This window comes from Geodermatophilus sp. URMC 63 (assembly GCF_053502565.1).
Map to the genome: position 1 here is coordinate 3,741,128 of NZ_CP199956.1, position 26,333 is coordinate 3,767,460.

Here is a 26,333-nt window from a genome sequence, read left to right on the forward strand (position 1 = left end):
GCGCGAGCGTGCCACGGGCGGGATCCCCGACGAGGCGGACCGCGACCGGCTCAGGAACGGCGGCTGCGGTTGAACTCGTCCACGTCCGCGCCGTTGCCGAAGGCCTTCGGGCTGCGCCGGCGCAGGTTGCCGTTGCGGCTGGTCCAGCGGACGGTGTTGCCGATCCACAGGCCGTAGACGGCGGCGATGGCCACCACGGCGATGACGATCCAGATCCAGGTCACGGTGCCTCCGGGTCGGGTGAGGGGTGTCAGTCGCGGTTGCGCCGTGCAACTGGTCGTGCACTACCCGGTGATGCCCACCTGAACCGCGGGCACGCCCCGCCCGTGGTTGGGCGTCGTGGAGCAGGGGCAGGACGGCCGGGTGAGCATCCGCACCGGGCTGGGAGGAGCCGGCCTCGTCACCGGCCGGCACGTCGAATCGCTGACCGCGCCGGACGGCGTCCCCGGGGCCGACGGCGGGACGGTGCAGCCGTGAGGCCGGTCCGCAGCATCGGCGTCGTCGCCCCGGGGGAGCCGGCCGTGCTGGACGACACCGAGCCCGACCCGGGCCCGGGCCAGGTGTGGGTGACCACCGAGTACAGCGGGATCAGCGCCGGCACCGAGGTGGCGCTGGTGCGCGGCACCGACCCGCACCACCGGCTGTACTTCGACCCCGACCTGCGCTCCTTCGCCCCCGACGGGCCGACCGCCGGCTACCCCGTGAGGGGCCTGGGCTACATGGAGGTCGGGCGGGTCACCGAGAGCCGCACCGCTGACCTGCCCGAGGGCACCCGGGTGGCCCTGGCCTACGGGCACCGCACCGGCCGCTGCGCCGATCCGGCGGCCACGGCGGTGATCCCGGTGCCCGACGACCTCGACCCGCTGCTCGGGGTCTACCTCGGGCAGATGGGTCCGATCTGCGTCAACGGCCTGCTGCACGCCACCGCCGCGTTCGAGGGGCCCGCCGGCGGGGTCGGCGACGGCGTCCGCGGCCGGCACGTCCTGGTTACCGGCGCCGGGGTCATCGGCCTGCTCTCGGCGCTGCTCGCCGTCTCCCACGGCGCGGCAGACGTCGTCGTCGCCGAGTCGTCCGCCGAGCGCCGCGCCGTGGCCGGGGCGCTGGGGCTGGCCACCGTGGACGGCGACGCCTGGCACGCCGTCAAGCAGCGGTGGCGGCACGGGCCGGGCGACGCCGGCGCCGACCTCGTCCTGCAGTGCCGCGGGCACGACACGGCGCTGGCGACCGGGCTCAAGGCGCTGCGGCCGCAGGGCGTCGTCGTCGACCTGGGCTTCTATCAGGCCGGCGCGGACGCGGTCCGGCTCGGCGAGGAGTTCCACCACAACGGGCTGTCGGTGGTGTGCGCGCAGATCGGGCGGGTGCCGCGCGGGATGGCGGCCGTGTGGTCCCGCCCCGCGCTCGCCGGCGTCACGCTCGACCTGCTGCGCGAACGCGGGGACGACGTCCGCCGGCACCTGGTCACCGACGTCGTCCCGTTCGACGAGGGCCCGGCGCTGCTGGCCGACCTGGCCTCCCGCCGGCGGCCGTCCCCGCCGCTGCAGGCCGTGCTGCGGTTCTGACCCCGCGGGTCCCGCTGCCGGTCTCCCGGCGTGTCGCCGGTGCGCCGCACGAACGGCCTTGTTCCGGATACACGGTCGGCTGCATCCTGTGCGCATCGCCGCGGACGCCGGGGGACCGGGCTGCGCGGCGGCCTCGGAGGAGGGGCCGTCATGGGGTGGGCGATCATCGCCGTCGTCGGCTTCGTGCTTGAGCTCGCGCTGGTCATCGCCGTGGCGCGGAGCAACACCGCGCGCTGGGAGCGCAACCACCGGGCGGCGCAGGCCGCGATGCGGGCCAGGCGCGAGGAGTCGCTGCGGCTGCGGGCGGCGGCGGTGATGGCGCAGCGGCTCCCGCCCGGCGCGCCGCACCGGCTGCACCTGCCGGAGCTGCACGTGCCGCACGTCCACCTGCCGCACCTGCACCTGCCGCACGTTCACCTGCCACCCGCGGTGGTCGCGCGGCTGCCGCACCCGCACCTGCCGCACCTGGCGTGGCCCCCCACCCTGCACCGGCCGCGTCAGCAGCCGGAGGAGGCGCCGCAGCCGGAGGAGGCGCCGCAGCCCGAGGAGGTCCCGCAGGCGGAGGGGCAGCAGCCTGAGGGGCAGCAGCCCGACGGGGTGCGGCAGCTGCAGCCGGCGCCGCAGGTCGCCGCGGACGAGAGCACCACCTCCGCGTCGTCCTGACCGGCCCGGACGTCTACAGCGGGGACGCGAGCGGCCACAGCGGGAGCTGCCCCGCGAGGGGACCGGCCGCCGTGGCGCGTCGCGCGGCCCGCCGGGCCGCCACGCGCCGCTCGGCGGCGCGCCGGGCGTGCACGGCCCGGGCCTCCTCGACGCCGGGCGCCTCGACGCCGTCGGCCGTCAGGCGGCAGGCGGCCAGCCGGACCCAGCGGGTGCGGCCCTCGGCGTCCCGGACGCCGACGAGCAGACCCCGGTCGTGGCGGCGCAGCGCGAGGGAGACGCCGCGCACGCTCGCCTCGGTCGCCGCGGCGACGTCGGGGTCGGGGCCGTAGAGCCAGGTGACCCGCCCGACCTGCCGGCGCAGGCCGTCGTCGCGCTGCCGCCAGGCGGTGTCCTGCAGCGGCGCGAGCTGCACCTCGAGCGCGGCGCCGACCTCGTCCACGACGACGTGCAGGCCGGTGTGCCCGCCCGGGTCGGGCACCGTGCACAGCCGCGGCCGGTGTCCCTGCCCGCCCAGCCAGGCCACGAGGGCGGGCCGGTAGCGGAGGTGGTCGTAGGCCGGTCCGGCCGACCGCGACTCCCGGCGGAAGGCGCAGGCCGTGTGCCCGGTGTGGCGGAGGGTGGGCGGGACGCCGCGGCCGTGGACGACGACCAGCTCCCCGCCGCAGCCGCCGGCCTCGCGCGCGCACCACAACCCGCGGGCCTGCCCGGCGAGCCGGCGTGCCGAGGCGTCGTCGTCGGGCAGCACGACCGCCGCCGTGCCGTCCGGCCCGTCGGTGACCGCCCAGCGCAGCTCGTGGGACACCTCGCCCTCCTCGCTGCCCTCCTCGCTCGGGACGGCGCCGACGCTACGAGCGGGGTCCGACGGTCCGGGGTCCTAGCGGGTGATCGAGCGGAAGAGGTCGACCAGGCGGTCGGCGTGGGCGTCGAAGGTGTGCCGCTCGCGGGCGGCCAGCGCGGCGGCCTGCCCGGTCCGCTCCGCCACCTCGGCGATGAGGACGTCGGCGACGTCGTCGGCGCAGCGGTAGGACAACCCGGTCCCGTCCGCGCGCACCACCCGCTCCACCGACACCAGCGACCCGGGGTTGGCCTGCTGCAGCAGCGGCAGTCCGGCGGCGAGCAGCACCGGCAGCCGGGCGGGGGAGTTGAGGTCGTCCCAGCTGGCCCGGCGCAGGTCCCCGCCGTTGCTGCTGTCGAAGCGGTGCAGCCAGCCCGCGTCGTACCGGGACAGCTCGCGCACCCAGTCCGCCGGCCCCACCGCCGGGTGCACGTGCACGTGTCCGGGCGCGCGGGCGAGGGCCTCGTGCAGCCAGCCGGTCCACGAGCCCTTGGGCCCCGGCGCGCGCACCTGCCCGTAGAGGTGGGTGTGCACACCGCGGTCGGCCAGCGCCAGCACCCAGTCGAGGTCGAGCCCCGAGGGCCGGCCGACGACGGCGGTGTGCGGCTGCCCGTCGGCGTCCGAGAGCTTCGGCGACAGCGGCGCGTCGAGCCACTCGCGCTTGGGCAGGTCGCCGTCCAGGACGCCGAGCCGCGCGGGGTCCACCCGGCCGGCCAGCGCCAGGGCGAACCAGTCGCGCTCCTCCTCGGTGGCCAGCAGGCAGGCGTCGGCCCCGCACACCAGGTCGGCGAGCAGCGGCCACTCCCCGCGGACGACGCTGCGCTGCGGCGACTCCTTGAAGTGCCACACGAACGGCAGGTCCGGGAAGGCCGAGCGGACGGCGTGCGCGAACGGCACCGCCCGCCAGTTCAGCTGGGCCCAGACGACGTCGGGCGCCAGGTCGCGCACCCCCTCGCGCCACCGGTCGCGGTCGACGTCGGGGACGGAGCCGAACGGCAGCGGCCCGACGGTGGCGTCGCCGAGGGCGGTGTCGGTCCACAGCCCGGTGAGGGCGTGCCCGCGCTCGGCCAGCGCCAGCACCCGCTCGGGATTGAAGGCCAGCTCCCCGACGAGGAGCACGCGCAGCCCGTCGTCGGCGGCGGGATGGGACCGCGCCCGGAAGCGGGCGTAGCGGGCGACCTCGTCGGTCTCCCCGCCGTCGGTGGAGGCGAACCGCAGCGGGTGCGCCACCCGGTAGCGCATGCGGAAGACGTTGAGCCCGCCGTCGAACGACTCGCGGATCGCCCGCGACCGCTGCCCGGGGTGCCGCGTCCAGGCGCAGGTGACCCGGCCGGTGTCGGCGGTCCGCCCGCGGGCGGCGACCCGCGACCACATCAGCCGGTCGAGGTCGTCGGTCTCCAGCTCGGCGCGCTCGGTCCACCGGTCGCCGGTGCGCCGGTGCGCCACCTGCACGAGCTGCGCGTACGGCGTACCGGCGGGCTCGTCGAGCCCGGCGCGGGCCAGCACCACCGCCGGGTCGGCCAGGCAGCCGAGCAGGGCGGTCAGGTGGCCGGGGAACCAGACGTCGTCGGCGGGCAGGTGGGCGACGACGGGGGCGGTGGTCTCGTCGAGCGCGGTGTTGAGCGCCGCCCCCAGCCCGCGGTTGTCCCGGGTGCGCACCAGCCGCACCCGCGGGTCGGCGGGGACGGCGGCGGCGACGGCGTCCGGCTCGCGCGACCCGTCGTCGACGACGACCGCCTCCCACGCCGTCTCCTCCTGGGCGAGCAGCGACTCCAGGGCGCGGGGCAGGAAGGCGGCCTGGTCGTGCACCGGCACCAGGACGGCGACCCGGGCGGGATCGCTCACGCGGCCGCCCGCTCGACGGCGGGCACCCCCAGCACCCGGTCGTAGACGCCTGCCACCCGCGCGGCCAGCGCCGGCCAGCCGTAGTCGGTCGAGCGTGCCCGGGCGCCGGCGGCGAGGCGGGCCCGCAGCGCCGGGTCGCCGGCGAGCAGGTCCAGCGCGGCGGCGAGTGCGTCGACGTCGCCGGGGGGCACGAGCAGCCCGGTCTCGCCGTGCCGCACGACCTCGGGGATCCCGCCGACGTCGCTGGCCACCACCGGCAGCCCGGCGGCCATCGCCTCGGTGAGCACCGAGCCCATCTCCTCGTAGGCCGAGGGCAGCACCAGCACGTCGAGCGAGGCCAGCACGGCGGGCACCCGGCGGTGCTCGACGAACCCGGCCAGCGTCGTCCGCTCCGCCGCCGGCCCCTCGGCGGCCAGCCGCTCCACCAGCGCCCGGTCGGGACCGTCGCCGACGACGACCAGGGAGGCCGCGGAGCGCACCCGCCCGAACGCCCGCACCAGCAGGTCGGCCCGCTTCTGCGGCGCCAGCCGCCCGACGTAACCGATCCGCGGCCGGGCCACGCCGGGGAAGACGTCGCCGGCCGCACCGGTGAACAGCGCCGGGTCGAAGCCCGACGGGATGGTCGAGATCCGCTCCGCCGGCACGCCGTCGGCGTCCAGCGCGGCGGCCGTGCGCCCGGTGAGGACCACGACGGCATCGGCCCGCCGCAGCGTGCTGCGCTCGATCCACCCGCCCAGCGCCCGCAGCAGCCGCACCCGGGCGCCGCGGCCGGTCAGCGTGTGCCCGACGCTGCAGTGCAGCGTGACCACCAGGGGGCAGTCGTGCACCCGGGCGGCCAGCCGGGCCAGCGGCAGGGTGGCGAGGTCCTCGCCCTGGTGGGCGTGGACGACGTCGACGGGCGGGGAGCCGGCCCGCCGCCCGGCGCGCAGCACCGCGGGGAGCCCGGTCAGGGCCCACAGCTGCCGCAGCCGCGGCACCGGCAGGCCGGTGCGGTGCACCCGGGCGCCGGCGCCGAGAGGCGTCTCGCCGCGGGGGCCGGCCAGCCGGGCGGTGACCACCGTCTGCCGCACCCCCTGGTCGTCGAGGCAGCGGGTCAGCGTGGCGGTGTGGTTCTGCATCCCGCCGATCGGGTCGAAGCGCGCCGCCCGCCCGTCGAGCTCCCCGGCCAGGTGCCCCGGCCGCGCCGGTCGTTGCTGCGCGTCGGGTTCGAAGACGCTGCACAGCCGCAGCACGTGCACGGGACCAGCGGGGACGGCGGGGCGGGGCACGCGGGGACCTCCGGCTCTGGGGGGCGGACCTGTAGTGCACCACGGGCCCCGCCGCGGCGCGGCCCCGGCGTTAGCCCGCCACACCGTCGGGGCAGAGGGCGCTGGTGACCGCCCCGCTCGCCGATCCCGCCGTCCGCCGGCTCGCCCTCGTCCGGCTGCGCGTCGGGCTCGGCGACCTGCTGTGCACCGTCCCGGCGCTGCGCCGGCTGCGCGCCGCCCGCCCCGACGTCGAGGTCACCCTGGTCACCTTCGGCCGGATGGCGCCGGTGGTCGCGCGGCTCGGCGGCACCGTCGACCACCTGCTGCCCTTCCCGGGCGCCGCCGGGATCCCCGACGGCCCCGTCGACGCCGCCGGCTGGGCGCCGTTCACCGCTGCCGCCCGGGAGCGCCGGTTCGACCTCGCGCTGCAGGCCTACGGCGACCGGCCGGCCGCCAACCGGGTCACGGCCGCCCTCGGCGCCCGGCTCACCGGAGGGTTCGCCCCCACCGGCTGGGACCCGTCGCCCGGCAGCGAGGCGCTCCACCTGCGCTACCCGCTGCACCTGCACGAGGCCGACCGGCACGTCGCCCTGCTCGAGCACCTGGGACTGCCCCTGGGCGGGGACGCCGGCATGGGCTTCCCCGTGACCGCCGCCGACGAGGCCGAGCACGCGGCCACCCTCGCGGCCGCCGGCCTCGAGCCCGGCCGCTACGCCGTCCTGCACCCCGGCGCCTCGGCGCCCACCCGGCGCTGGCCGGTCGGGCGCTACGCCGCCGTCGGCGACGCGCTGGCCGCCGACGGCCTGGCCGTCGTCGTCACCGGGGTGCCCGGCGAGCGGGAGATCTCCGCGCGGGTGGTCGCGGCGATGCGGGCACCGGCGGTCGACCTCACCGGCGCGACCAGCCTCGGCGGGCTGGCCGCGCTGCTGCGCGACAGCGCCGTGCTGGTGGGCAACGACACCGGCTCGGCGCACCTCGCCGCCGCGGTCGGCGCCCGCAGCGTCACCGTGTTCCTGCCCGGCGACCCCGTCCGCTGGGCGCACCCCGGCCCGCGGCACCGCGCGCTGACGCCGACCGTGGCGTGCGCGCCGTGCCCGCACCTGGCCTGCCCCATCGAGTTCCGCTGCGCGCTGACGATCGAGCCGGCCGCGGTCGCGCGGGCCGCGCGCGAGCTGGCGGCCTCGTGAGGGTCTCCTTCGTCGCCGACTCCGACGGCTGGGGCGGGGCCGAGGTGTGGCTGACCCACCACCTGCGCCGGGCGGCCGGGAACGGGGCGACGGCGTCGCTGGTCTGCGCCGAGCCGGTGGCGGGCGGGTTCTCCGGCCTCGCCGTCGACCGGACCGTCGTCCCGCTGACCCGGCACACCGCCGCCGCGCCCGCCACCCGCGACGCGCTGGCCGCGCAGCGCCCCGACGTCGTCGTGGTCAACCTGGTCGACCCCGCCTCCAACACCGCCGCGGTGGCCGCCGCGCTCGACGTGGCGCCCACGGTCGGCGTGCTGCACCTGGTGGGTGACACGCGGGCGGGGGAGGAGCGGGCCACGCTCGCCGCCCTGTACCGCCGGCTGGCCGGGGCCGTCAGCCCGTCGGTGCAGGGCCGCGAGCAGCTGCTGGCCGACCTGGGCCTGGACCCGGCGCGGGTGCACGTCGTCCCCAACGGCGTCGACGTCCCGGCCGACCCCGCGGGCCCGGCCGGGCACGCGGTGCCGCGGATCGGCGCCTTCGGCCGGCTGACCGCGCAGAAGGGCTTCGACGTGCTGCTGGCCGCGCTGCGCCGGCTGGACGTGCCGTTCGAGGCCGTCGTCGGCGGGGCCGGCCGCGACGGCGAGCGGCTGCGCGCGGCGGCCGAGGGCCTGCCGGTCGCCTTCCCCGGGTGGGTCACCGACGTGCGCGGCTTCCTCGCCGGGCTGGACCTGTTCGTGCTGTCCTCCCGGGTCGAGGCGCTGCCGCTGGTGCTGCTGGAGGCGATGGCCGAGGGGCTGCCGTGCGTCAGCACCGACGTCGGCGACGTGCGGCGGGCGGTGGGGGAGGACGTTGTGGTCGTCCCGGTCGAGGACGCCGGCGCGCTCACCGCGGCGCTGCGCGGGCTGCTCACCGACCCCGCGGCCCGCGCCGTCCTCGGCGCCCGGGCGCGTGCCCGGGCCGAGCGCGGCCTCGGCGCGGACCTGATGGCGCGGCGCACCTTCGCCGTCCTGTCCGGCGTGGCGGCCGGGACGGGCGCCTCGGAGCAGACCCACCACGTCCGCTCGGGCGACGACCGCCACGAGCACTCGTCCGCGCAGGGCAGGAGCAAGACCTGAGCCGCGGTCCGGGGACGGCGGCCCCGCAGCGCGCCGCCGTCCCCGGACCGGTTCAGGCGCCGCCGGTGGTCGGCAGCCCGTCGGCGGCCCAGGCGCGGAACCCGCCGATGACGTCGCTGGACCGCTCGAGCCCGAGGCTGCGCAGCGCGTCGGCGGCCAGGCTGGAGGTGTAGCCCTCCTGGCAGAGCACGACCACCTCGACGTCGTACCCGGTGGCCTGCGGCAGCCGCGCGTCGCTTCCCGGGTCGAACCGCCACTCCAGGTGGTTGCGCTCCACCACCAGCGCGCCGGGCACCTCGCCCTCCGCGGCGCGCTGCGACTGCGGGCGGATGTCGACCAGCACCGCCCCGCCGGCCACCCGCCGCGCGGCCTCCGCGGGCGTCACGCGGGTGATCCGCGCGCGGGCCTCGGCGAGCAGCTGGTCGATGCTCCTGGCGCCCGGGGGGCGCTGCCCGCTCACCAGTCGACGCCCGCGCGCTCGGTGGACAGGTGCCGCAGCTCGCCGTCCTCGAGCTCGTAGCGGTTCATGGTGGACAGGCCGGGGGTGTAGACGTGCACGCTCACAGCCGGACGGATGCCCCGGTTGGTCACCCGGTGCACGTGGTGTGGCCCGAACGGACGCACCCGCCCGGCCCACAGCTCGGTGGCCGCCTCGCGGACGGCACCCGGCCGGCCGCCGACGACGTCCTCGGTGAGCACCCCGCCGATGACGGCGAAGGCGCCCGCCGAGCCGCCGTGGTCGTGCAGCGGGGTGCCCTGGCCGGGCAGCCAGGACAGCAGCCAGACCTGGGCGGCGGCCAGGTCGGCGGCCAGGGACGGGTCGACCAGGGCGGCGGCGTGCTCGGCCGGGAGCAGCTGCGTCCAGCGGCTGTGCGGGCGGTGGCGGACCAGCGGCGCCCACGCGTCGGCGGCGGCGAGCAGCGCGGCGGCCAGGGCGGTGGCGGAGGTCGAGCGGTTCACGGCGTCGGTGCCGGCGGCCGGGCTGTCGGGGTGGACGGCGCCGATCCCGAGCGGGGCAGGGGACAACAGGGCGGAGCGGGGGCTCATGGGGGTTCTCCGGGGCAGGCGCGCGGGGCCCCGTCTCGGGGCGGGCGCGGAGGGGTGGCGGGGTGTCGGGTGCTCAGCCGGCCCGACACAGCGCGCTGGCCACCCGCAGCAGGTCCACGGCGGACCGGCGGGTGAGCGTCAGGGCGGGGACCACGCGGCCATGTGACCCCGCCACGGATGTCTCTGTCAAGTCCATCGGCTTGGTGCGGATATTGTGTCGGGGTGCACCTGTCGGCTCCTCCGGTCCCCGCTCCGCGGTGCGGCCTGCCCCTTGCCGGGACCGGCTCACCCGGGCAGCAGGACGGTGCGCAGCTCGTGGGCGCCGTCGGCGCGGGTGGCCTCGTAGAACCAGCGCGCGCCGCCGCCGGGCAGCGCCACCACGTCGGCGTACCGCAGCCCGTGCGGCGCGTGCGGGCTCTGCAGGTGCGGGCCGCCGGGGACGGCGCGGAAGCCGCCCTCGCCGTCGTGCTCGGCCAGGCCGGTGCGCTCCTCCCAGTTCTCCGCCGCGGTGGCCCGGCCGTCGTAGAGCGCCCACGTGCGCGACCCGTCGAGCACCACCGTGCTGAACCGCGTGCCGCGGGCGTCCCAGTCGCCGGGGGTGCCGGCCAGGGCGGTGCCGCGCCAGGTCCAGGTGACGCCGTCGGGGCTGGTGGCGTGCTCGGTGGTCATCCGGTCGGTGGCGTCGGGGTCGTCGAGCGGGTGCACCGAGGCCCACAGGTGCCACCGGTCGCCGTCCCGGCGGACCACCGGGTCCTTGGGGGCCTCGGTGGCGCTGCCGGGCAGGACGGTGCGCGGCTCGGCGGTGGCCAGGTCCGCGACGGTGGCGGCATCGAGCAGGTCGACCCGCCAGTGCTTCGTCCCCGGCGTCGCGCAGCTGACGTAGAGCCGCCAGCGGCCCTCCGGCGTGTGCACCAGCGCCGGGCGCTCCAGCGACTCGGCGCCGAAGCGGTCCTTGCCGAGCGCGACGACCGGCTCGAAGTGCACGCCGTCGTCGGAGCGGGCCACCACGTTGCCGAAGCCGCGGCCCTCGCCGACCGGGCGGCGCAGCCGGTAGGCCAGCCACCAGGTGCCGTCGACCAGCTGCGCGGACGGGCCGCCGGCCCAGGAGCCCGGGCGCGGGTCCTCGGGCTCGACGACGATCTCGGCGTCGGCCCAGAAGCGGTCGGGCGCCGGCGGGCGGGGCGCGGACGCGGTCACGCGACGGCTCCCTTCGGTGTGGGGGACGGGGCTCCCCGTGTGTACACCGCGACCGACGACCGACCTGGAGGGGACCACCGATGACCACCGACGCCGACCGGCTGCCGCAGTTCGTGATCGCCGGCGCGCCCAAGGCCGGGACGACGGCGCTGCACGCGGCGCTGGCCACCCACCCCGGGCTCCACCTGTCGCCGGTCAAGGAGCCGAAGTACTACCTGACCGGCGGCCGCCCCCCGCCGCGCAGCGGTCAGCGCGGCCCCGGCGACGCGCACAGCGCCCAGGAGTGGGTCTGGCGCCGCGAGGACTACCTGCGGCTGTTCGACGGGGCGCCCCCGGGCGCCGTCCGCGGGGAGAGCACGCCGTTCTACCTCTATGACCGGGCGGCGCAGGAGCGGCTGGCCGCCGACGTCCCCGGGGTGCGCGTGGTCGCGATCGTGCGCGACCCGGTGGACCGGGCGTGGTCGAACTGGGTGCACCTGCGCGCCGACGGCCTGGAGCCCGAGGCCGACTTCGCCGCCGCGGTCGGGTCGGAGGCCGCCCGGATCGCCGACGGGTGGGCGCCGTTCTGGCACTACCGCGGCCTGGGCCGCTACGGCGAGCAGCTGCGCGACCTGTACCGGGTCCTGCCGCGGTCGCAGGTGCTGCTGCTCCGGTACCGGCAGCTGGTCGACAGCCCGCGCGAGACGCTCGACCGGGTCAGCGAGTTCCTCGGCGTGGCGCCCGGGATCGCGCACACCGTGGCGCCGGAGAACGTGAAGCCCTACGTCGCCGACGGCCTCCGGCACCGGCTGCTGTCCTCCGCCGTCCGGGCCGGTGCGGCGCTGGGCGCCTACGCGCCGCCGCAGGTGTGGCGGCAGGTCTCGCGGCCGCTGCTGGCCGCGCTGCACGCCGGCCGGGCGCCGCGACCGCCGATGCCGGTCGAGGTGCGACGCGAGGTCCTGGCGCCGCTGCTGCCCGACATCGCGCTGCTGGAGGAGCTCACCGGTGAGTCCTTCGACGACTGGCGGCGCGACACCGGTCGCGGCGACTTCCGCTCCCGCCGCTCGTCCCCGGCCTGACGTGGCTGCAGCGCGCCATCGAGGCTCACGTGACTTCTGTGGACAAGCCGTTGAGCTGCGGATTCGAGCTGCAGAGCCGGATCCGTCCGGATAGACTCCGTACATGTGTTCGGATGGGTGGAGCAGTGGGGACGTCCTCGACGACGTCGCCGCGCTGGTCGCCGAGCGCAACCGGATCGACGCCCTGCTGGCCCGCCGGGTGCGTGCCGCGGAGCTGTCGCAGGCGCCCGAGCGCGACGGGCTGAAGAGCACGGCCTCGTGGCTGCGGGGGCACTGCCGGCGCTCGGCCGCCGCGGCCGCCCGACTCGTGGGCAACGGCCGGGTGCTCGAGCACCTGCCGGCGCTGGCCGAGGCCCACGACGCCGGACTGGTCACCGCCGAGCAGGTGACGATCGCTGCGTCCGCGCTGACACCCCAGCGCCTGCAGGCCGCCGCCGAGCAGGGGGTGGACCTGGCCGTCATCGACGCCGTGCTCACCGGCGTGGCCGTCGAGCACTCGTACGCCGACCTCCTCGCCGCGGTGCGGCACTACCTGGCCGACCTCGACCCCGACGGCCCCGAACCCGACGCCACCGAGGGGCGGCGGCTGACGCTGTCGAAGCACGCCGACGGGTCGCTGTCGATCCGCGGGGAGCTCGATGCCGTGGGTGGGGAGAGGTTGCAGGCGGCGGTGGAGTCGTTCGTGCAGGCCGAGCGGCCCGCCGGGGACGAGCGCAGCCGCGCCCAGCGGCTCGGCGACGCCCTGGTGCAGTTGGCCGACAACGCCCTCGCCGCCGGTGGCCTGCCGATCCTGCGCACGGTCAAGCCGCACGTGGCGGTCATGATCGACCTCGACGACCTGGCCGACGACGCCACCGGGCACGGTGCCGGACGGATGGGGTTCGGCGCCACGATCTCCGCCGCTCGGGCCCGCTGGCTGGCCTGCGACGGCACCATCAGCCGAGTCGTCTTCGGCCCCGACGGGGCACCGATCGACCTCGGTCGCGAGCACCGCCTGGCCGACCGCTACTTGCGGCGGGCGGTGGAGCTGCGCGACGGGGGGTGCGTGTTCGCCGGCTGCGATGCCCCGACGTGGTGGGCGGAGGTGCACCACCTGGTGCACTGGCTCGACGGCGGCGAGACCACCCTCGACAACAGTGCGCTGCTGTGCGAGCGGCACCACAGCAAGGTCCACTCCGGCTTCCGCGTGGAGCGACAACCGGATGGCCGATGGCGCACCTGGCGACCCGACGGCACCGAGATCACCACCCCGGCACCACTGCTGCACGCCGCCTGACCCACCGAGATCGAGCACGGCCGCCGCTGTCCCAGCGGACGGCCGTGCTCGTCGTGCGCTGGGGCCTCGATCCGCCCCTGCCCTCACCGCGCGGTGTCCAGCACCCCGAGCATCCGCTCGTGGTCCGCAGTCGCGGCGCGGAGGTAGGCGGTGCGGACGTCGGGCTCCTCGCCGTCCGCGAGCCGGTCCGAGGCGACCAGCCGGAACAGGGCTGCCCGACGCACCGACCGCTTCAGGTGGACGAGGCTGCCGCTGCACGCACGCCCGGGTGCCCGCCACGCAGACGACCTCCCCGGACCGGTGGACGACCACTCTGCAACCGTGGTTGCATCTGCGCGTGACGGCGACCGGGGAGTGGGTGCTGCTCTCCTACCGGCTGCCGCGCGAGCCCTCGGGGCCGCGGACCACGCTGTGGCGGCGGCTGCGGCGGCTCGGCGTCGCCCAGCTGGCCGACGGCGTGGTCGCGCTGCCGGCCGACGCGCGCACCCGCGAGGCGCTCGAGTGGCTCGCCGACGACGTCCTGGCCGCCGGCGGCACCGCCGGCACCTGGGCCGCCCGGCCGGCCACCGCCGCCCAGGAGCGCGAGCTCGCGGCGGGCATGGCCGCGGCCCGGGCCGAGGAGTACCGCGCCCTGGCTGCTGAGTGCACCGCCGCGCTGGAGGGTCCCGACGACGGGCGGGCCCGCGTGCCGCGCCGGCTGCGCGGCGAGTGGCGGGCGATCGGCCGGCGCGACTTCTTCCCCCCGCCCGAGCGGGACGCCGCCGGGGCCGCCCTCCGCGTGCTGGCCGCCGCGGTGGGGGAGCCCGTCGCCACGGGGCGGCGCTCGTGAGGTGGGCGACCCGGGCGGGCATCCACGTCGACCGCGCCGCCTGCGCCTGGCTGATCCGTCGCTTCCTCGACCCCGACGCTGAGTTCCTCTTCGTCACCGACTCCGCCGACGTCCCGCCCGACGCCACGCCGTTCGACATGCGCGGGGTGGCGCTGGGCCACGTCGGCGGCGGCTGCTCCTTCGAGACGATCCTGCGCGTCCACGGCCTCGACGACCCCGTGCTGGAGCGGATCGGCGAGATCGTCCACGAGGCCGACCTCGACGACGGCCGCTTCGACGCCCCGGAGGCCCCGGGCCTCGACGTCCTGCTGCGCGGCCTGTCGATGACCGGCGACGACGAGCGCACCCTCGCCGTCTCCGGCCCGCTGCTCGACGGCCTGTACGAGTACGTCCGCCGCCGCCTGCTGCTCGGCCGCGAGCCGGCCTGACCCCGACGGAGACCCGATGTCCGAGCCCACCCCGCAGGCCGCCCCCGTCCCGGCCACCGCGGTGCCGCCCTTCCGCGACGCCGTCCGCGCCTGGTTCCTCGTCTCGCTGCAGACCTTCGGCGGGCCGGCCGGGCAGATCGCGGTCATGCAGCGCGAGCTGGTCGACGAGCGGCGCTGGATCGGCCAGCGCCGGTTCCTGCACGCCATGAACTACTGCACGCTGCTGCCCGGTCCCGAGGCCCAGCAGCTGGCCACCTACGTCGGGTGGCTGCTGCACGGCACCCGCGGCGGCCTGGTCGCCGGCGGCCTGTTCGTCCTGCCCGGCGTCGTCGCGCTGCTCGCGCTCTCGGCGGTCTACGTCGCCTTCGGCACCACGACCGTGATCACCGCGGTGTTCGCCGGGCTCGCCGCGGCCGTGCTGGCGATCGTCGTGCAGGCGGTCGTCCGCGTCGCCAGGAAGGCGCTGGACAGCCGGGCCCTGGTCGCGCTCGCGGTGGCGTCCTTCCTCGCGCTCGCGCTGTTCGGCGTGCCCTTCCCCGTGGTCGTCGCCCTCGCCGGGGGCGCCGGCTGGGCCCTCGGCCGCTGGCGGCCCTCGGCGCTGCCGCGGAGGAAGGCCGCCGAGGGTCCCGACGCCGGCCCGCCTCCGGTGATCTCCGACGACGTCCTGCACCACGAGGCGCCCACCGTCCGCCGCACCGTGACGGTGCTGCTCGTCGGGCTGCTCGTGTGGGGGGTGCCGATCGCGGCGGTCGCCCTGCTGACCGGCGCGGGCAGCGTCTTCACCCAGCAGGGCCTGTTCTTCTCCGGCGCCGCGGTGGTCACCTTCGGCGGCGCCTACGCGGTGCTGGCCTACGTCGCGCAGCAGGCCGTCGAGGTGTACGGCTGGCTCTCGCCGCGGGAGATGGTCCGCGGGCTCGCGCTGGCCGAGACCACCCCGGGCCCGCTGATCATGGTCGTGCAGTTCGTCGCCTTCCTCGGCGCCCACCGCCACCCCGGCGCCCTGGACCCGTGGGTGGCCGCGGTACTGGCCTCGCTGCTGGTCACCTGGGTGACCTTCGTGCCGAGCTTCCTGTTCGTGCTGCTCGGCGCCCCGTACATGGAGCGGTTGCGCGGCAACCGGTCGCTGTCGGCGGCGCTGACCGGGATCACCGCCGCGGTCGTCGGGGTGATCGCGAACCTCGGCGTCTACTTCGCCGTCCACACGCTGTTCTCCGAGACGACGACCGCCGGGCCGCTGGCGCTGGAGCTGCCCGTCCCCGCCAGCGTGCGGCCGGTGACGTGGGTGATCGCCGCGGTCGCCGCCGTCCTGCTGTTCCGGGCGCGGTGGTCGGTGCTGCGCACGCTCGGGATCTGCGCCGTCCTCGGGCTGGTCGCCGGCCTGGCCGGACTGCCCGCCGGGTGAGCGCGGATGACCCGCGCGCGGCCGGGTAGGGCCTCCTGCCGGAGAGGCGTGCACCCCGCACGCCGACGACGGGAGAGACCGACATGGCGATCGCGACGATCAACCCGGCCACCGGTGAGACGCTCAAGACCTACGAGGCGCTGTCGGACGAGGCCGTCGACGAGCGACTCGACCGCGCCGTCACCGCGTTCCGCTCCTACCGGCTGACCAGCCCCGAGGAGCGCGCCGGCTGGCTGCGTGCCGCCGCCGACGTCCTCGACGGCGACACCGACGCCGTGGCCGAGCTCATGGTCACCGAGATGGGCAAGACGCTGGCCGCGGCGAAGGCCGAGGTCGGCAAGTGCGCCAAGGGGCTGCGCTACTACGCCGAGCACGGCGCGGCGATGCTCGAACCCCTGCCCGCCGACGCCGGAGCCGTGGGTGCCGACGACGCCTACGTCGTCCACCAGCCGATCGGCGTGGTCCTGGCGATCATGCCGTGGAACTTCCCGCTCTGGCAGGCGATGCGCTTCGCCGCGCCGGCGCTCATGGCCGGCAACGTCGGCCTGCTCAAGCACGCCAGCAACGTGCCGCAGACGGCGCTCTACATCGAGGAGCTATTCCGCAAGGCCGGCTTCCCCGTCGACGTCTTCCAGACCCTGCTCGTCGGCTCCTCGGCGATCGAGCGGGTGCTGCGCGACGACCGCGTCGCCGCGGCCACCCTCACCGGCAGCGCGCCGGCCGGGCAGTCGGTGGCCTCCATCGCCGGCGACGTGCTGAAGAAGACGGTCCTCGAGCTCGGCGGCAGCGACCCGTTCATCGTCATGCCCTCGGCCGACCTCGACCGCGCCGCCGAGGTCGCGGTCACCGCGCGCTGCCAGAACAACGGGCAGAGCTGCATCGCGGCCAAGCGGTTCTTCGTGCACACCGACGTCGCCGAGGAGTTCACCCGGCTGTTCGCCGAGAAGCTCGCGGCGCTGACCGTCGGCGACCCCATGGCCGAGGACACGAAGGTCGGCCCGCTGGCCACCGAGTCCGGCCGGGAGGACGTCGAGAAGTACGTGCAGGACGCCGTCGACAAGGGCGCCACCGTGGTCACGGGCGGGAAGCGGCCCGACCGGCCGGGGTGGTTCTACGAGCCGACCCTGCTCACCGGCATCACGCCGGAGATGGACCTCTACGACGAGGAGGTCTTCGGCCCGGTCGCCGCGCTGTGGACGGTCGACTCCCTCGAGGAGGCCATCGAGATCGCCAACAGCCACCCCTACGGCCTGGGCAGCAACCTGTGGAGCGAGGACGAGCAGGAGCGGGCCACCTTCATCCGCGACGTCCAGTCGGGCATGGCCTTCGTCAACGGGATGGTCACCAGCTACCCCGAGCTGCCCTTCGGTGGGGTCAAGCAGAGCGGCTACGGCCGGGAGCTCACCGAGCTCGGCATGTACGAGTTCACCAACGCCAAGACGGTGTGGATCGGCCCGCGCAGCAGCGAGCAGGCGCAGGGCGACACCGCCACCGCGTCGGAGTGAGCCGCTCCCGTCCGGGCGCGCTGTTTCCCGGCGCGCCCGGGCGGGGTAGCGACCCGGCACGACCGACCGGCCCCTGAGCAGCGGGGACGCCGGCGACGGTTCGACGCGGTGCCGCGCTCCCCGGCGGGCACCCGGACGGGAGCACTCGTGACGAAGACGACGGACAACCACTTCCTGGCCCAGTCGGTGCACGACCTGGGCACCGCCCTGTGGTTCGGCGGCTCGGTCATGGGCATCGCGGGGGTGAACAAGTCCGGCAGCGACCTGACCGCGGGCATCGACAAGGTCCGGGTGGCCAGCTCCGCCTGGTCGCGGTTCCAGCCCGCGCAGTTCGGCGGCATCCTGGCCACGCTGGTCACCGGCCTGCAGCTCACCCGCTCGAACAAGGAGCGGCTGGCGCTGCAGGAGGGCTACGCGTCCGTCGGCACGCTCAAGGCGGCGCTCACGGTGGCCGGCGCGGGCGCCACCGCCTACGCCGCCTACTCCGGCGCACAGATCGGGAAGCTGGCCGAGCAGGCCGCCCGCGACGGGAGCCTCGAGGTCAAGGACGCCACGCTGCCCTCGGCCGGCACTCCGGCGGAGATCAAGAAGTGGCAGGCGCGGCAGCGGGTCACCCAGGCGGCCGTCCCGGCCCTGGCCGGTGCGGTGATCGTGTGCAACGCCTGGCTGGTGCAGTCCTACCGGCTCGGGTCGACGGTCAAGGGCCTGCTCGGGCGGCTGCTGCCCGGCTGAGGACGTGCCGTCGCCGGTCCGGCGCTCTCGGGCGCCGGACCGGCTCACGCCCGGGTCCGGATCCGCACCGACTGACCGCCGTCGTCGGCGGGCCGGGCGTCCACCGCGACGGACAGGGCCGCCGCGGCGGCCACCGCCAGCCGGGCCCGCGGGTCGTCGGCGGCGGGCTGCTCCGGCAGTGGCAGCAGCGGTGCCGGGAGCCCCACCTCGACCACGAGGCCGCCCTCGCCCGGGACGGCGCGCAGGCGCCGCGGCCCGTGCGCCGCACCGGCCCGCGCGGCGTCGGCCACCAGCACCTCCGACACCAGCAGCACGAGCTCCTCGACGACGGCGGCGGGACAGCCGGCGGCCTCGGCCCACGTCCGCACCCACGTCCGTGCCTCGGCCGGCCGGTCCACGTCGGCGGAGCCGGCGTGTCCTCCTCCGGCGACGCTCCCGGCGTCGCCCTCGCCCTCGCTGCCGGTCACCGCACGACCACCCCTCCGGGTCCAACGAACGCGCACCGCCCGGGGTGCGCGGTCCCGCGACCCGTTGCCGAGCCGTGACCCGTCCGGCCTCAGGCGCGGTCGGGGGGCTGTGCGGACACCAGGAACCGGGCGCCGTCGGCCTCGGGCAGCACCGCCAGCGTCACCGCCGGGGAGACCTTCTCCGCCAGCCACAGCATCAGCAGCCGCCGGTCCGACGGCACGGTGGAGGGCCTGAGCACCTCGCACCGCGTGCGGGTGACCACCTCGCCGGTCACCGTCGTCCCCGACGCGGCGTCCCCGGCCACGGTGAGGCGGACGCGGATGGCCGCCGGGTCGCCGTTCAGCGCGGCGGCGAGGGTGACGGCCTCGTGGAGCACGAGGACCAGCTCCTCGCGCCGTCCCTCGGGCATCCCGGCCGCGGCCAGCCGCCCGTGCCACCACCGGCGGTTGGCGGCCGCCGCCCGCGGGTCGAGGACCGCCTCGGTCACCGGGCCGCTCCGGGCCGGCAGGACGGTCGGCGGGCGGAGGTCGGGGTTGGGCAGGTCCAGGCCGTCGAACCACAGCACCGGGTGGGTGCCGCGCGCCATGGCCACGCCGTCGGGGGGCCCGTAGGTGGTGTCGACCAGGCAGGTCACCGTGAGGGGCCGGGCCGCGACCGCGTCCGTGGTGTCCTGCTCCGCGCAGCGCCACCGCTCGACGTCGGGGTCGAGCCCGACCGGCCGCTGGCACAGGACGGTGACCAGCCCGCCGTGCCCGGGGCCCAGGTGCCGGGCCCAGTCCTCGGCCAGGACGGGGAGCGGGACCTCGACCAGGATCCGCGGGGGCACGAAGGTCACCGGTGCGTCGGGCACCCGCTCGACGAGGACCTGCCGGACGACGTCGTCGACGTGCGCCACCACCGGCGACCCGGCGGCCATCGCCCGCCGGGTCAGCTCCGCCGCGATCTCCCCGGCCTGCTCCGGGCCGTCGTGGAAGGCGCACCGGTGCACCGGCGCGACGGTCGTCGCGCTCACCGGCTCGTCCGTCCACCGGGGGGCGTGATCACTGGTCGGTCCCCCCGCGGGAGGAGTCGGCCAGCTGCACCGAGCGGCCGGGGTGCCGGTCGGCGAGCAGGCGGACCAGCCGCGAGGTCAGCCGCGAGGCGCCGACCAGGGTCAGCCCGGGGGGTCCGGCGGCCGCGGCGACCAGGGAGTCGGCGGCACCGACGTCGAGGAAGCGCAGGTCGACGACGTCCCAGGTGGCCGGCCGCCCGTCGTCGGGCAGCGTCGCCCGGAGCACCGCGCGGAGGCCGTCGGCGTTGCCGGAGTCGAGCTCGCCGGCCAGGCGCAGCACGTCGCCGGACCAGCTCAGCCGGAACACTCCGTCGTCGAACTCGGCGGTGGCGTCGTGCTCGGAGTCGTGACGGGTCACCAGGGTCTCCCGCTGTCCGGGCACCAGCAGGTCGCGGAAGTAGGGGCACAGCACGGTGAGGGGCGCGTCCTCGGTCAGGTTACTGACCACCGCCTCGAACCTGTTGTCGCCGGGCGTGGTCAGCGCGCCGCTGAACCGCACGCCGGGGTACCCCTCGGCGAGGGCGGCCGCCACGGCCCCGGGCAGCCGGTCGGGGTCGGGCGGCAGGACCCGCACCGCCGTCGACGCCGAGGGCTGCCAGGTCTCCGGGACGACGCCGGAGCGGCGCAGCCGTGTCCACAGCCGCTGCTCGCGGACGCCCAGGCCGGTGAGCAGCACGCACTCGCCGCGCCGGACCCCCTCCGCGACGAAGTCGCCCACTACCTGGGCGTGGGCCTCCTCGCTGTCGAGGACGACCCAGTCGTGCCGTCCCCGGCTCACCGGTCGACGTCCGCGTACCCGGCGGTCCCGGGGGCCTCCCCGGTCTCGGTGACCAGCGCGGCGACGTCGCGCACCTTGCGGTGGGTGTCCTGGGAGGCGCGGACGAGGATGCCGAAGGCGGCGTCGGACGTGATCCGGTAGCGCTCCATGAGGACCCCCTTGGCCTGACCGATGACGTCGCGGCTGGCCACCGCCGTCGTCAGGTGCTCGATGCGCTGCACGGCCCGCAGCGCGAGCGCCGCGTGCCCGGCCACCGGGGCCAGGGCCGCGGGGTCGGCCGGGGCGCCGGGGCCGGCGCCGTACACCGACAGCGCGCCGATCACCTCACGGCCGGTGTCCAGGGGCAGGCAGACGACCGCCCGGACCCCCGCGGCCGCGGCGTGCCCGGCGAAGCAGGACCACCGTGGGTCGTGGGCGAGGTCGGCGCTGCCGTCCGGTGTGCCGCCCAGGGCCGTGACCAACGGACCCTCGCCGCTGCCGACCTGCACGGTGTCGAGCGAGGCGGCTGTCGCGTCGCTGGCCACCGGGTCGCGGGGACGGCGGCCGGCAGCCAGGAGGGTGACCGACACGGCGGCGCCCTCCGGCAGCAGGCCGGCGGTGTCGGTCACCACGGCGCGGACGGCGGAGTCGAGGTCCCCGGCGGCGTGCCACCGGCCGGCGGCGGCGGCGAGCCAGCCGGCGGGGTCCGGGCACGGGTGGGGACCGGGGACGGTCGTCGTCATCGCTGGACGCACGGCGAGACCTCCTGGCCGGGTCTGCTCCCGACGTTCGTGGCGCCGCCGGTGCGGTTACTCAGAGTCGGCGACTGCTCGGCATGGAGTGTGCCACCCGATCGGGTGACACGCCCGGGTCTCGGAGTGCGGATCCGGCGGCCCGGACGGGCCGGGACGGGGCAACCCGACGTCCCCGCAGGTCGGAGCCGGACCGTCCCGTCACGGGCGCGACTGCCGGCGACGGGCGATCCCGGCCCGCCGCCGTCCGGGCCGCGCCGACCCGCCCGCCGCCGGGGGTGGCATGCTGCCGCGCCGGGACACCGGCGGGCTGGGGAGGACGCATGACCGAGGACACCGGCCGCGCGCTCGAGCACGAGGAGGGCACGCTGCCCTCGGGGCTGTACTGGCAGGGCTGGACGCCGCCCGACCCGGTCGGCGTCGTCGTCCTCGTGCACGGAGCGCACGAGCACGGCGGCCGGTACGCGCACGTGGCCGAGCGGCTCGGCGCGGCCGGGTACGCGAGCTGCGCCGCCGACCACCCGGGGCACGGCCGCTCGCCCGGCCGGCGCGGAGACATCACCGGCCTGGACGCCGCCGTCGACGGCGTGGCCACCCTCGTGCGCACCGCCGCCGGCCGGCACCCCGGTGTGCCGCTGTTCGTCTACGGCCACAGCCTCGGCGGGCTGGTCGCCCTGCAGTACCTCACCGGGACGCCGCACGAGCGGGTGGCCGGCGGCGTCGTCTCCGCGCCCGCGCTGGACACGAGCACGGCCACGCCGGTGCAGCGGGCGCTGGCGCCGCTGCTCTCGCGGCTGGCGCCGGGCCTGGGCGTGCTCACCCTCGACCCGGAGACGGTCAGCCGCGACCCCGAGGTGGTCGCCGCCTACCGCAGCGACCCGCTCAACCACACCGGGAAGATGGTCGCCCGCACCGGTACCGCGATCATGCTCGGCGCGGCCGGGATGCCGGCGCGGCTGAGGAGCCTCACCCTCCCCCTGCTCGTCCTGCACGGCGGCGCCGACCGGCTCATGCCGCCCTCGGCCAGCGAGGTGGTCCGGGAGCACGCCGCCTCGCCGGACCTGACCGTGCGGGTCTACGACGGGCTGTACCACGAGCCGCACAACGAGCCGGAGAAGGACGATGTCCTCGCCGACGTCGTCGCCTGGCTCGACGCCCACCGCAGCCCGCCCGGCTGACCGCGGCGGCCGGCGGGCTCAGGTCGGGCGGGTGGGCAGCAGGTTCTCCTGGTGGTCGAGCTCCCGTTCGAGGGTGCGCAGGCCCTCGTCGGGCAGCCGGCCGAGGTCGCGCCAGCGCAGCAGCTCCTGGCGCTCCGCGTCGATGACGGCGCGGCGGACCCGCAGCGCCGCCTCGTACTGCGGCGACAGCGGCACCGCGCCCTCGGCGTCCTCGAGCGCCTCCAGCCGCCGGCGGTAGCGGTCCAGTCGCGTGCTCAGCGCGCCGCGGATCGCCTCGATGGCCGCGTCGTCGACGTGGTCGTGCTGCTCGGCCTGCAGCTCGTCGAGCCGGGTCAACCCCGCCTCGACGGCGGCGGCGCGCGCCTGGTTGCGCAGCCGGGCGGCGTCGGCGGCGTCGGCGCGCAGGCCCAGGCGGCGGACCAGCGGCGCGAAGGTGGCGCCCTGGCCGACCAGCGTGACCAGCACGGCGAGGAAGGCGCAGAAGAGCAGCAGGTCGCGGTCGGGGAAGGGGGCACCGGCGTCGGTGACCCGCGGGATCGTGAAGACGGCGGCGAGGCTGATGACGCCGCGGGTGCCGGCCCAGCTCAGCACGGTGATCTCCCGGCCGGACAGCCGGGGCGCGGCGGGGGAGCGGCCGCCCGGCGGGATGGACTCGGCCTCGACCGGTGAACCGCCCAGGCGCATGTGCAGCGCCTGCGGCGCGTGCTCGGTGAGCCACAGCCACAGCGGCCGGACCAGCAGCACCGCCCCGACCGTGATGGCCGAGGCGACCACGACCGTCGAGGGTGCGTACTGGCCCAGGTTGCCGATGACCGCGGGCAGCTGCTGGCCGATGAGCAGGAACACCACGCCCTCGAGGAGGAAGTCGACCAGCCGCCAGACCGCGTCGGTCTGCAGCCGGGTGGCGCCCGACTGCCAGTACGGCGCGTTGTGCGCGATGACCAGCCCGGCGACGACGACGGCCAGCACGCCGGACACGTCCACGGACTCAGCGAGCAGGTAGGCGATGAACGGGGTGGCCAGGGAGATCGCGTTGGACGTCAGCGGGTCGCGGCGCAGCCGGCGCAGCGGCCGGACCCCGTAGGCGACGACCAGGCCCGCCGCGACCCCGCCGGCCGCGGCCAGCGCGAACTGGCCCAGCGCGCCCCAGGTGGAGAAGCCGTCCCCGGAGGCCGCGGCGACCGCGACGGTGAGCAGCGTCAGGGCGGTGGCGTCGTTGAGCAGCCCCTCGCCCTGGATGAGCGTGACGATCCGCGGGGGCAACCCGACCCGCCGGCCGACGGCGAGCGCGGCCACCGGGTCCGGCGGCGCGACCGCGGCGCCGAGCGCGATGCCTGCGGCCAGCGTGGCGCCGGGGACCCACAGCGCGAAGCCGGCGCCGATGACCAGCGCGGTGACCAGCACCAGGAGCACCGAGAGACCGACGATGGTGCGCAGGTTGGCCCGGATGGCGATGAGCGAGGAGTCCAGCGCGGCGCTGTAGAGCAGGGGCGGGATGAGGACGGTGAGGACGACCTCGGGGTCGAGCGTGAGGTTCGGGCCGGGCAGCAGCGCGTAGACCAGACCGGTCACGGTGAGCAGTGCGGCCGCCGGCATGCCGGTGCGGCCGGCCAGCCCGCGGGCCGCGACGATCACCGCGACCGCGGCCAGGGCGAGCAGGAGGACGGTCTCGGCGTGCACCGAGTCATCCTCCCCGACGGCCGGTCGGCCGCCGGGGAGGACGGGGCGGGCTACACGGGACGGGCTACACGGGACGGGCTACACGGGACGGGCTACACGGGACGGGCTACACGGTCAGGGACTGCACCGCCTCGGCCACCAGCGTCACCGAGCGCAGTCGCTCCTCGGTGCCCGGCGCCTGGTGGGCGACGATCAGCTCGTCGGCGTCGGCGAGCCGGGCGAAGGCGGCCAGCTGCTCGCGCACCTCGGCGGGGGTGCCGACCGCGGTGTGGGTGAGCATCCGGTCGACGTGGACGCCGGCGCCGGAGGCCAGCAGCAGCCCGGCCTCGTCGTCGGTCAGGTCGCGGCCCTGGCCGAACAGGCCCACCGCCAGGCGCCGCCGGGTCGCCTCCCGCGCCGCCTGTGCGGCCTCGGGAGTGTCGGCGGCGATGGCGTTGACCCCGGCGATCACGTAGGGGGCGTCGAGCTGCTCGGACGGGCGGAAGTCGCGGCGGTAGGCGGCCACCGCGGGCTCGAGCGCCTGCGGCGCGAAGTGCGAGGCGAAGGCGTAGGGCAGGCCGAGCGCCGCGGCCAGGCCGGCGCCGAACATCGACGAGCCGAGCACGTACAGCGGCACGTCGCTGCCCTTGCCGGGGATCGCGTCCACGCCGGGCACCCGGGAGCGCCCGGTGAGGTAGCCCTGCAGCTCGAGGACGTCCTGGGGGAAGCGCTCGGCGGAGTTCGCGTCGCGGCGCAGGGCGTACATCGTGTTCTGGTCCGAGCCCGGCGCGCGGCCCAGCCCCAGGTCGATGCGGCCGGGGTACATCGCCTCGAGCGTGCCGAACTGCTCGGCGATCGTCAGCGGCGAGTGGTTGGGAAGCATCACGCCGCCGGCGCCGAGCCGGATGGTCCGCGTGTGCGCCCCGACGTGCGCGATGAGCACGCTGGTCGCCGAGGAGGCGATGTGGCGCATGTTGTGGTGCTCGGCGTACCAGACCCGGCGGTAGCCGGTTTCCTCCGCGCGCTGCGCCAGGGCGACGCTGGCGGCGATGCTGCTGGCCACCGTCTCGCCGGAGGCGACGGGGGCCAGGTCGAGGACGGACAGCGGGATCTGCACGGGGTACCTCCGGAGCGGTGCGCGTTCGTTGCGGTGCACGTCGGTTGCGGAGTGCAACACGACCCGCCCCGGAGGATTCCCGGCGCGCCTCCCCCTGCGGGGAGGTCCTGTCTCAGGCGGTGCGGCTGCGGCCGGTGATCGTCTCCACCGGGGCGTCCGGCTCGTCGGTGCCGAGGCGCCGCTCCCACCCGGGCGGGACGACGACGTCGTCGCGGGAGAGGTCGGCCGCCGACTCGCGCCCCGTGCCGGTCAGCGCCGAGCCGAGCCCGTCGCGCAGCAGGTCCAGGACGTTCTCCACACCGGCCTGCCCGTTGGCCGCCAGGCCCCACAGGTAGGCGCGGCCGATCATGACCGCCTTGGCGCCGAGGGCCAGGGCCTTGGCGACGTCGCTGCCGCGGCGGATGCCGCCGTCGAGCAGCACCTCGATCTGGTTGCCGACGGCCTCGGCGATGGCCGGCAGGGCACGGATGGAGGCCGGGGTGCCGTCGAGGTTGTTGCCGCCGTGGTTGGAGACCGAGATCGCGGTGACGCCGGCGTCGACGGCCCTCCTCGCGTCGTCGACGCGCATGACGCCCTTGAGCATGAACGGCCCGTCCCACTGCGACCGCAGCCAGGCGACGTCCTCCCACGAGGGCATGGGCGACTGCAGCCACATGCCGTAGGCGCCGAAGAAGGTGGGCGGGGTCTCGCCGGGGGTGGCGACCATGTTGGGCACGGTGAGGTCGGGGATGCGGCCGGTGCGGGCGAAGTCGAGCAGCCAGCGCGGGCGGAGGAGCACCTGCGGCGCGTACTTCCGGGCGGCCTCGAAGTTGATCTTCGACGGGATGAACGGGCTGCCCCAGTCGCGGCCGTAGGCGAACGACCAGTCGAGGGTGGCGATCATGCCCACGGCGCCGGCTCGCTTGGCCCGGTCCATGCGGGCGAGCATCTCCTCGCGGGTGCCCACCCAGTACAGCTGGAAGAACGTCCTCGGGTTGGCCGCGACGACCTCCTCGACCGGCTTGCTGGCGAAGGAGGACAGGCCCATCGCCACCCCGCGGGCCGCGGCGGCCCGGGCGACGGCGACCTCGCCGTCGGGGTGCACGGCCTGCACGCCGGTCGGACTGATGAGGACCGGCATCGAGACGTCCTGGCCCATGACCGTGGTGGCCATGTCCCGCTTGTTCGACAGCCCCGCGGTGTGCGGCGCGAAGCCCAGTTCGTCGAAGGCCCGCAGGTTGTCCTCGACGGTCAGGCCCTTCTCCGACCCCGCCACCAGGGCGCCGTACACGCCCTTGGGCAGGCGCCTCTTCGCCCGCCGCTGTGCCTCAGCCACCGTCTCGAACCACGCGTTCGCCACCATCGTCTCCGTCCCGGTCGGGTCCGCCGGGTCCCACCCGGCTGGCACTGAGTGCCACACCCTAGCGGCGCGGGTGTCGCCCGGACCACA

Annotated in this window: 27 protein-coding genes; 12 read left to right on the forward strand and 15 right to left on the reverse strand. The window is 76.8% G+C overall.

Features of this window, described 5'->3' with window-relative positions; translation table 11 throughout:
* Positions 1 to 50: 50 nt before the first annotated feature.
* Positions 51 to 224: a hypothetical protein gene (locus ACWIZO_RS18295; protein WP_448639072.1), complete on the reverse strand. Its 174-nt coding sequence runs from the start codon at positions 222 to 224 to the stop codon at positions 51 to 53.
* 249 nt (positions 225 to 473) lie between these two features.
* Here ACWIZO_RS18295 and ACWIZO_RS18300 point away from each other — a divergent pair, with 249 nt between their 5' ends.
* Both ACWIZO_RS18300 and ACWIZO_RS18305 read left to right on the forward strand, forming a co-directional pair.
* On the forward strand, positions 474 to 1,559 hold the full coding sequence (locus tag ACWIZO_RS18300) for a zinc-binding dehydrogenase (protein WP_448639073.1): 1,086 nt from the start codon (positions 474 to 476) through the stop codon (positions 1,557 to 1,559).
* 150 nt (positions 1,560 to 1,709) lie between these two features.
* Entirely contained in the window at positions 1,710 to 2,222 is a 513-nt protein-coding gene (locus ACWIZO_RS18305) for a hypothetical protein (RefSeq protein WP_448639074.1), read from the forward strand.
* Positions 2,223 to 2,235: 13 nt separating this feature from the next.
* On the opposite strand, the gene ACWIZO_RS18310 is transcribed toward ACWIZO_RS18305, so the two are convergent.
* From ACWIZO_RS18310 to ACWIZO_RS18320, 3 genes are all read right to left on the reverse strand, one after another.
* The gene (locus tag ACWIZO_RS18310) at positions 2,236 to 3,024 is read right to left on the reverse strand and encodes a hypothetical protein (RefSeq protein ID WP_448639075.1); all 789 of its coding nucleotides are present in this window, start codon (positions 3,022 to 3,024) and stop codon (positions 2,236 to 2,238) included.
* A 72-nt stretch (positions 3,025 to 3,096) separates the two neighbouring features.
* The gene (locus tag ACWIZO_RS18315) at positions 3,097 to 4,902 is read right to left on the reverse strand and encodes a glycosyltransferase (RefSeq protein ID WP_448639076.1); all 1,806 of its coding nucleotides are present in this window, start codon (positions 4,900 to 4,902) and stop codon (positions 3,097 to 3,099) included.
* Positions 4,899 to 6,170, reverse strand: a complete 1,272-nt coding sequence (locus tag ACWIZO_RS18320; protein WP_448639077.1) for a glycosyltransferase — start codon at positions 6,168 to 6,170, stop codon at positions 4,899 to 4,901. The genes ACWIZO_RS18315 and ACWIZO_RS18320 overlap by 4 nt, the downstream gene beginning before the upstream one ends.
* 104 nt (positions 6,171 to 6,274) lie before the next feature.
* Here ACWIZO_RS18320 and ACWIZO_RS18325 point away from each other — a divergent pair, with 104 nt between their 5' ends.
* Together ACWIZO_RS18325 and ACWIZO_RS18330 are read left to right on the forward strand one after the other, a co-directional pair.
* The gene (locus ACWIZO_RS18325) at positions 6,275 to 7,336 is read left to right on the forward strand and encodes a glycosyltransferase family 9 protein (RefSeq protein WP_448639078.1); all 1,062 of its coding nucleotides are present in this window, start codon (positions 6,275 to 6,277) and stop codon (positions 7,334 to 7,336) included.
* Positions 7,333 to 8,448: a glycosyltransferase gene (locus ACWIZO_RS18330; protein ID WP_448639079.1), complete on the forward strand. Its 1,116-nt coding sequence runs from the start codon at positions 7,333 to 7,335 to the stop codon at positions 8,446 to 8,448. Before ACWIZO_RS18325 ends, ACWIZO_RS18330 begins: the two co-directional genes overlap by 4 nt.
* 52 nt (positions 8,449 to 8,500) lie before the next feature.
* Here ACWIZO_RS18330 and ACWIZO_RS18335 read toward each other — a convergent pair whose 3' ends face one another.
* The 3 genes from ACWIZO_RS18335 to ACWIZO_RS18345 form a co-directional block, all read right to left on the reverse strand.
* Positions 8,501 to 8,908, reverse strand: a complete 408-nt coding sequence (locus ACWIZO_RS18335; protein ID WP_448639080.1) for a rhodanese-like domain-containing protein — start codon at positions 8,906 to 8,908, stop codon at positions 8,501 to 8,503.
* Complete coding sequence (locus ACWIZO_RS18340) at positions 8,905 to 9,495, reverse strand: cysteine dioxygenase (RefSeq protein WP_448639081.1); 591 nt, start codon at positions 9,493 to 9,495, stop codon at positions 8,905 to 8,907. The genes ACWIZO_RS18335 and ACWIZO_RS18340 overlap by 4 nt, the downstream gene beginning before the upstream one ends.
* Positions 9,496 to 9,780: 285 nt before the next feature.
* A complete protein-coding gene (locus tag ACWIZO_RS18345) occupies positions 9,781 to 10,692 on the reverse strand; it encodes a hypothetical protein (protein WP_448639082.1) in 912 nt (303 codons plus the stop codon).
* 80 nt (positions 10,693 to 10,772) lie between these two features.
* On the opposite strand from ACWIZO_RS18345, the gene ACWIZO_RS18350 reads away from it, so the two are divergent.
* Complete coding sequence (locus ACWIZO_RS18350; RefSeq protein WP_448639083.1) at positions 10,773 to 11,750, forward strand: sulfotransferase family protein; 978 nt, start codon at positions 10,773 to 10,775, stop codon at positions 11,748 to 11,750.
* Positions 11,751 to 11,853: 103 nt separating this feature from the next.
* Positions 11,854 to 13,026 (forward strand): DUF222 domain-containing protein, encoded by a 1,173-nt coding sequence (locus tag ACWIZO_RS18355; protein WP_448639084.1) that lies wholly within the window; start codon positions 11,854 to 11,856, stop codon positions 13,024 to 13,026.
* 83 nt (positions 13,027 to 13,109) lie between these two features.
* Here ACWIZO_RS18355 and ACWIZO_RS18360 read toward each other — a convergent pair whose 3' ends face one another.
* Positions 13,110 to 13,250: a hypothetical protein gene (locus tag ACWIZO_RS18360; RefSeq protein ID WP_448639085.1), complete on the reverse strand. Its 141-nt coding sequence runs from the start codon at positions 13,248 to 13,250 to the stop codon at positions 13,110 to 13,112.
* Positions 13,251 to 13,363: 113 nt separating this feature from the next.
* On the opposite strand from ACWIZO_RS18360, the gene ACWIZO_RS18365 reads away from it, so the two are divergent.
* From ACWIZO_RS18365 to ACWIZO_RS18385, 5 genes are all read left to right on the forward strand, one after another.
* Positions 13,364 to 13,855, forward strand: coding sequence for a Chromate resistance protein ChrB (locus ACWIZO_RS18365; protein ID WP_448639086.1), 492 nt, complete (start codon positions 13,364 to 13,366; stop codon positions 13,853 to 13,855).
* Positions 13,852 to 14,283, forward strand: a complete 432-nt coding sequence (locus ACWIZO_RS18370; RefSeq protein WP_448639087.1) for a chromate resistance protein ChrB domain-containing protein — start codon at positions 13,852 to 13,854, stop codon at positions 14,281 to 14,283. The genes ACWIZO_RS18365 and ACWIZO_RS18370 overlap by 4 nt, the downstream gene beginning before the upstream one ends.
* A 16-nt stretch (positions 14,284 to 14,299) precedes the next feature.
* Entirely contained in the window at positions 14,300 to 15,685 is a 1,386-nt protein-coding gene (gene chrA, locus ACWIZO_RS18375; RefSeq protein WP_448639088.1) for a chromate efflux transporter, read from the forward strand.
* An 83-nt stretch (positions 15,686 to 15,768) separates the two neighbouring features.
* Positions 15,769 to 17,190: an NADP-dependent succinic semialdehyde dehydrogenase gene (locus ACWIZO_RS18380; RefSeq protein WP_448639089.1), complete on the forward strand. Its 1,422-nt coding sequence runs from the start codon at positions 15,769 to 15,771 to the stop codon at positions 17,188 to 17,190.
* A gap of 147 nt (positions 17,191 to 17,337) precedes the next feature.
* Entirely contained in the window at positions 17,338 to 17,922 is a 585-nt protein-coding gene (locus tag ACWIZO_RS18385) for a hypothetical protein (protein ID WP_448639090.1), read from the forward strand.
* Between the two features lie 44 nt (positions 17,923 to 17,966).
* Here the strand turns inward: ACWIZO_RS18385 and ACWIZO_RS18390 are convergent, their stop codons facing one another.
* The 4 genes from ACWIZO_RS18390 to ACWIZO_RS18405 form a co-directional block, all read right to left on the reverse strand.
* On the reverse strand, positions 17,967 to 18,389 hold the full coding sequence (locus tag ACWIZO_RS18390) for an ATP-binding protein (protein WP_448639091.1): 423 nt from the start codon (positions 18,387 to 18,389) through the stop codon (positions 17,967 to 17,969).
* Positions 18,390 to 18,478: 89 nt separating this feature from the next.
* Positions 18,479 to 19,402 (reverse strand): hypothetical protein, encoded by a 924-nt coding sequence (locus tag ACWIZO_RS18395; protein WP_448639092.1) that lies wholly within the window; start codon positions 19,400 to 19,402, stop codon positions 18,479 to 18,481.
* A gap of 28 nt (positions 19,403 to 19,430) precedes the next feature.
* Entirely contained in the window at positions 19,431 to 20,219 is a 789-nt protein-coding gene (locus ACWIZO_RS18400) for an MEDS domain-containing protein (RefSeq protein ID WP_448639093.1), read from the reverse strand.
* On the reverse strand, positions 20,216 to 20,953 hold the full coding sequence (locus ACWIZO_RS18405) for an ANTAR domain-containing protein (RefSeq protein WP_448639094.1): 738 nt from the start codon (positions 20,951 to 20,953) through the stop codon (positions 20,216 to 20,218). The genes ACWIZO_RS18400 and ACWIZO_RS18405 overlap by 4 nt, the downstream gene beginning before the upstream one ends.
* Before the next feature lie 320 nt (positions 20,954 to 21,273).
* On the opposite strand from ACWIZO_RS18405, the gene ACWIZO_RS18410 reads away from it, so the two are divergent.
* Complete coding sequence (locus ACWIZO_RS18410; RefSeq protein WP_448639095.1) at positions 21,274 to 22,128, forward strand: alpha/beta hydrolase; 855 nt, start codon at positions 21,274 to 21,276, stop codon at positions 22,126 to 22,128.
* 18 nt (positions 22,129 to 22,146) lie between these two features.
* On the opposite strand, the gene ACWIZO_RS18415 is transcribed toward ACWIZO_RS18410, so the two are convergent.
* The 3 genes from ACWIZO_RS18415 to mftD all read right to left on the reverse strand — a co-directional run bounded on the left by ACWIZO_RS18415 (position 22,147) and on the right by mftD (position 26,246).
* Positions 22,147 to 23,808 carry a Na+/H+ antiporter gene (locus ACWIZO_RS18415; protein ID WP_448639096.1) on the reverse strand — a complete coding sequence of 554 codons (1,662 nt, stop codon included), beginning with the start codon at positions 23,806 to 23,808 and terminating at the stop codon, positions 22,147 to 22,149.
* 106 nt (positions 23,809 to 23,914) lie between these two features.
* Positions 23,915 to 24,904 (reverse strand): LLM class flavin-dependent oxidoreductase, encoded by a 990-nt coding sequence (locus tag ACWIZO_RS18420; protein WP_448639097.1) that lies wholly within the window; start codon positions 24,902 to 24,904, stop codon positions 23,915 to 23,917.
* Positions 24,905 to 25,016: 112 nt separating this feature from the next.
* Positions 25,017 to 26,246 carry a pre-mycofactocin synthase MftD gene (mftD, locus tag ACWIZO_RS18425; protein WP_448639098.1) on the reverse strand — a complete coding sequence of 410 codons (1,230 nt, stop codon included), beginning with the start codon at positions 26,244 to 26,246 and terminating at the stop codon, positions 25,017 to 25,019.
* Between the last annotated feature and the right edge of the window lie 87 nt (positions 26,247 to 26,333).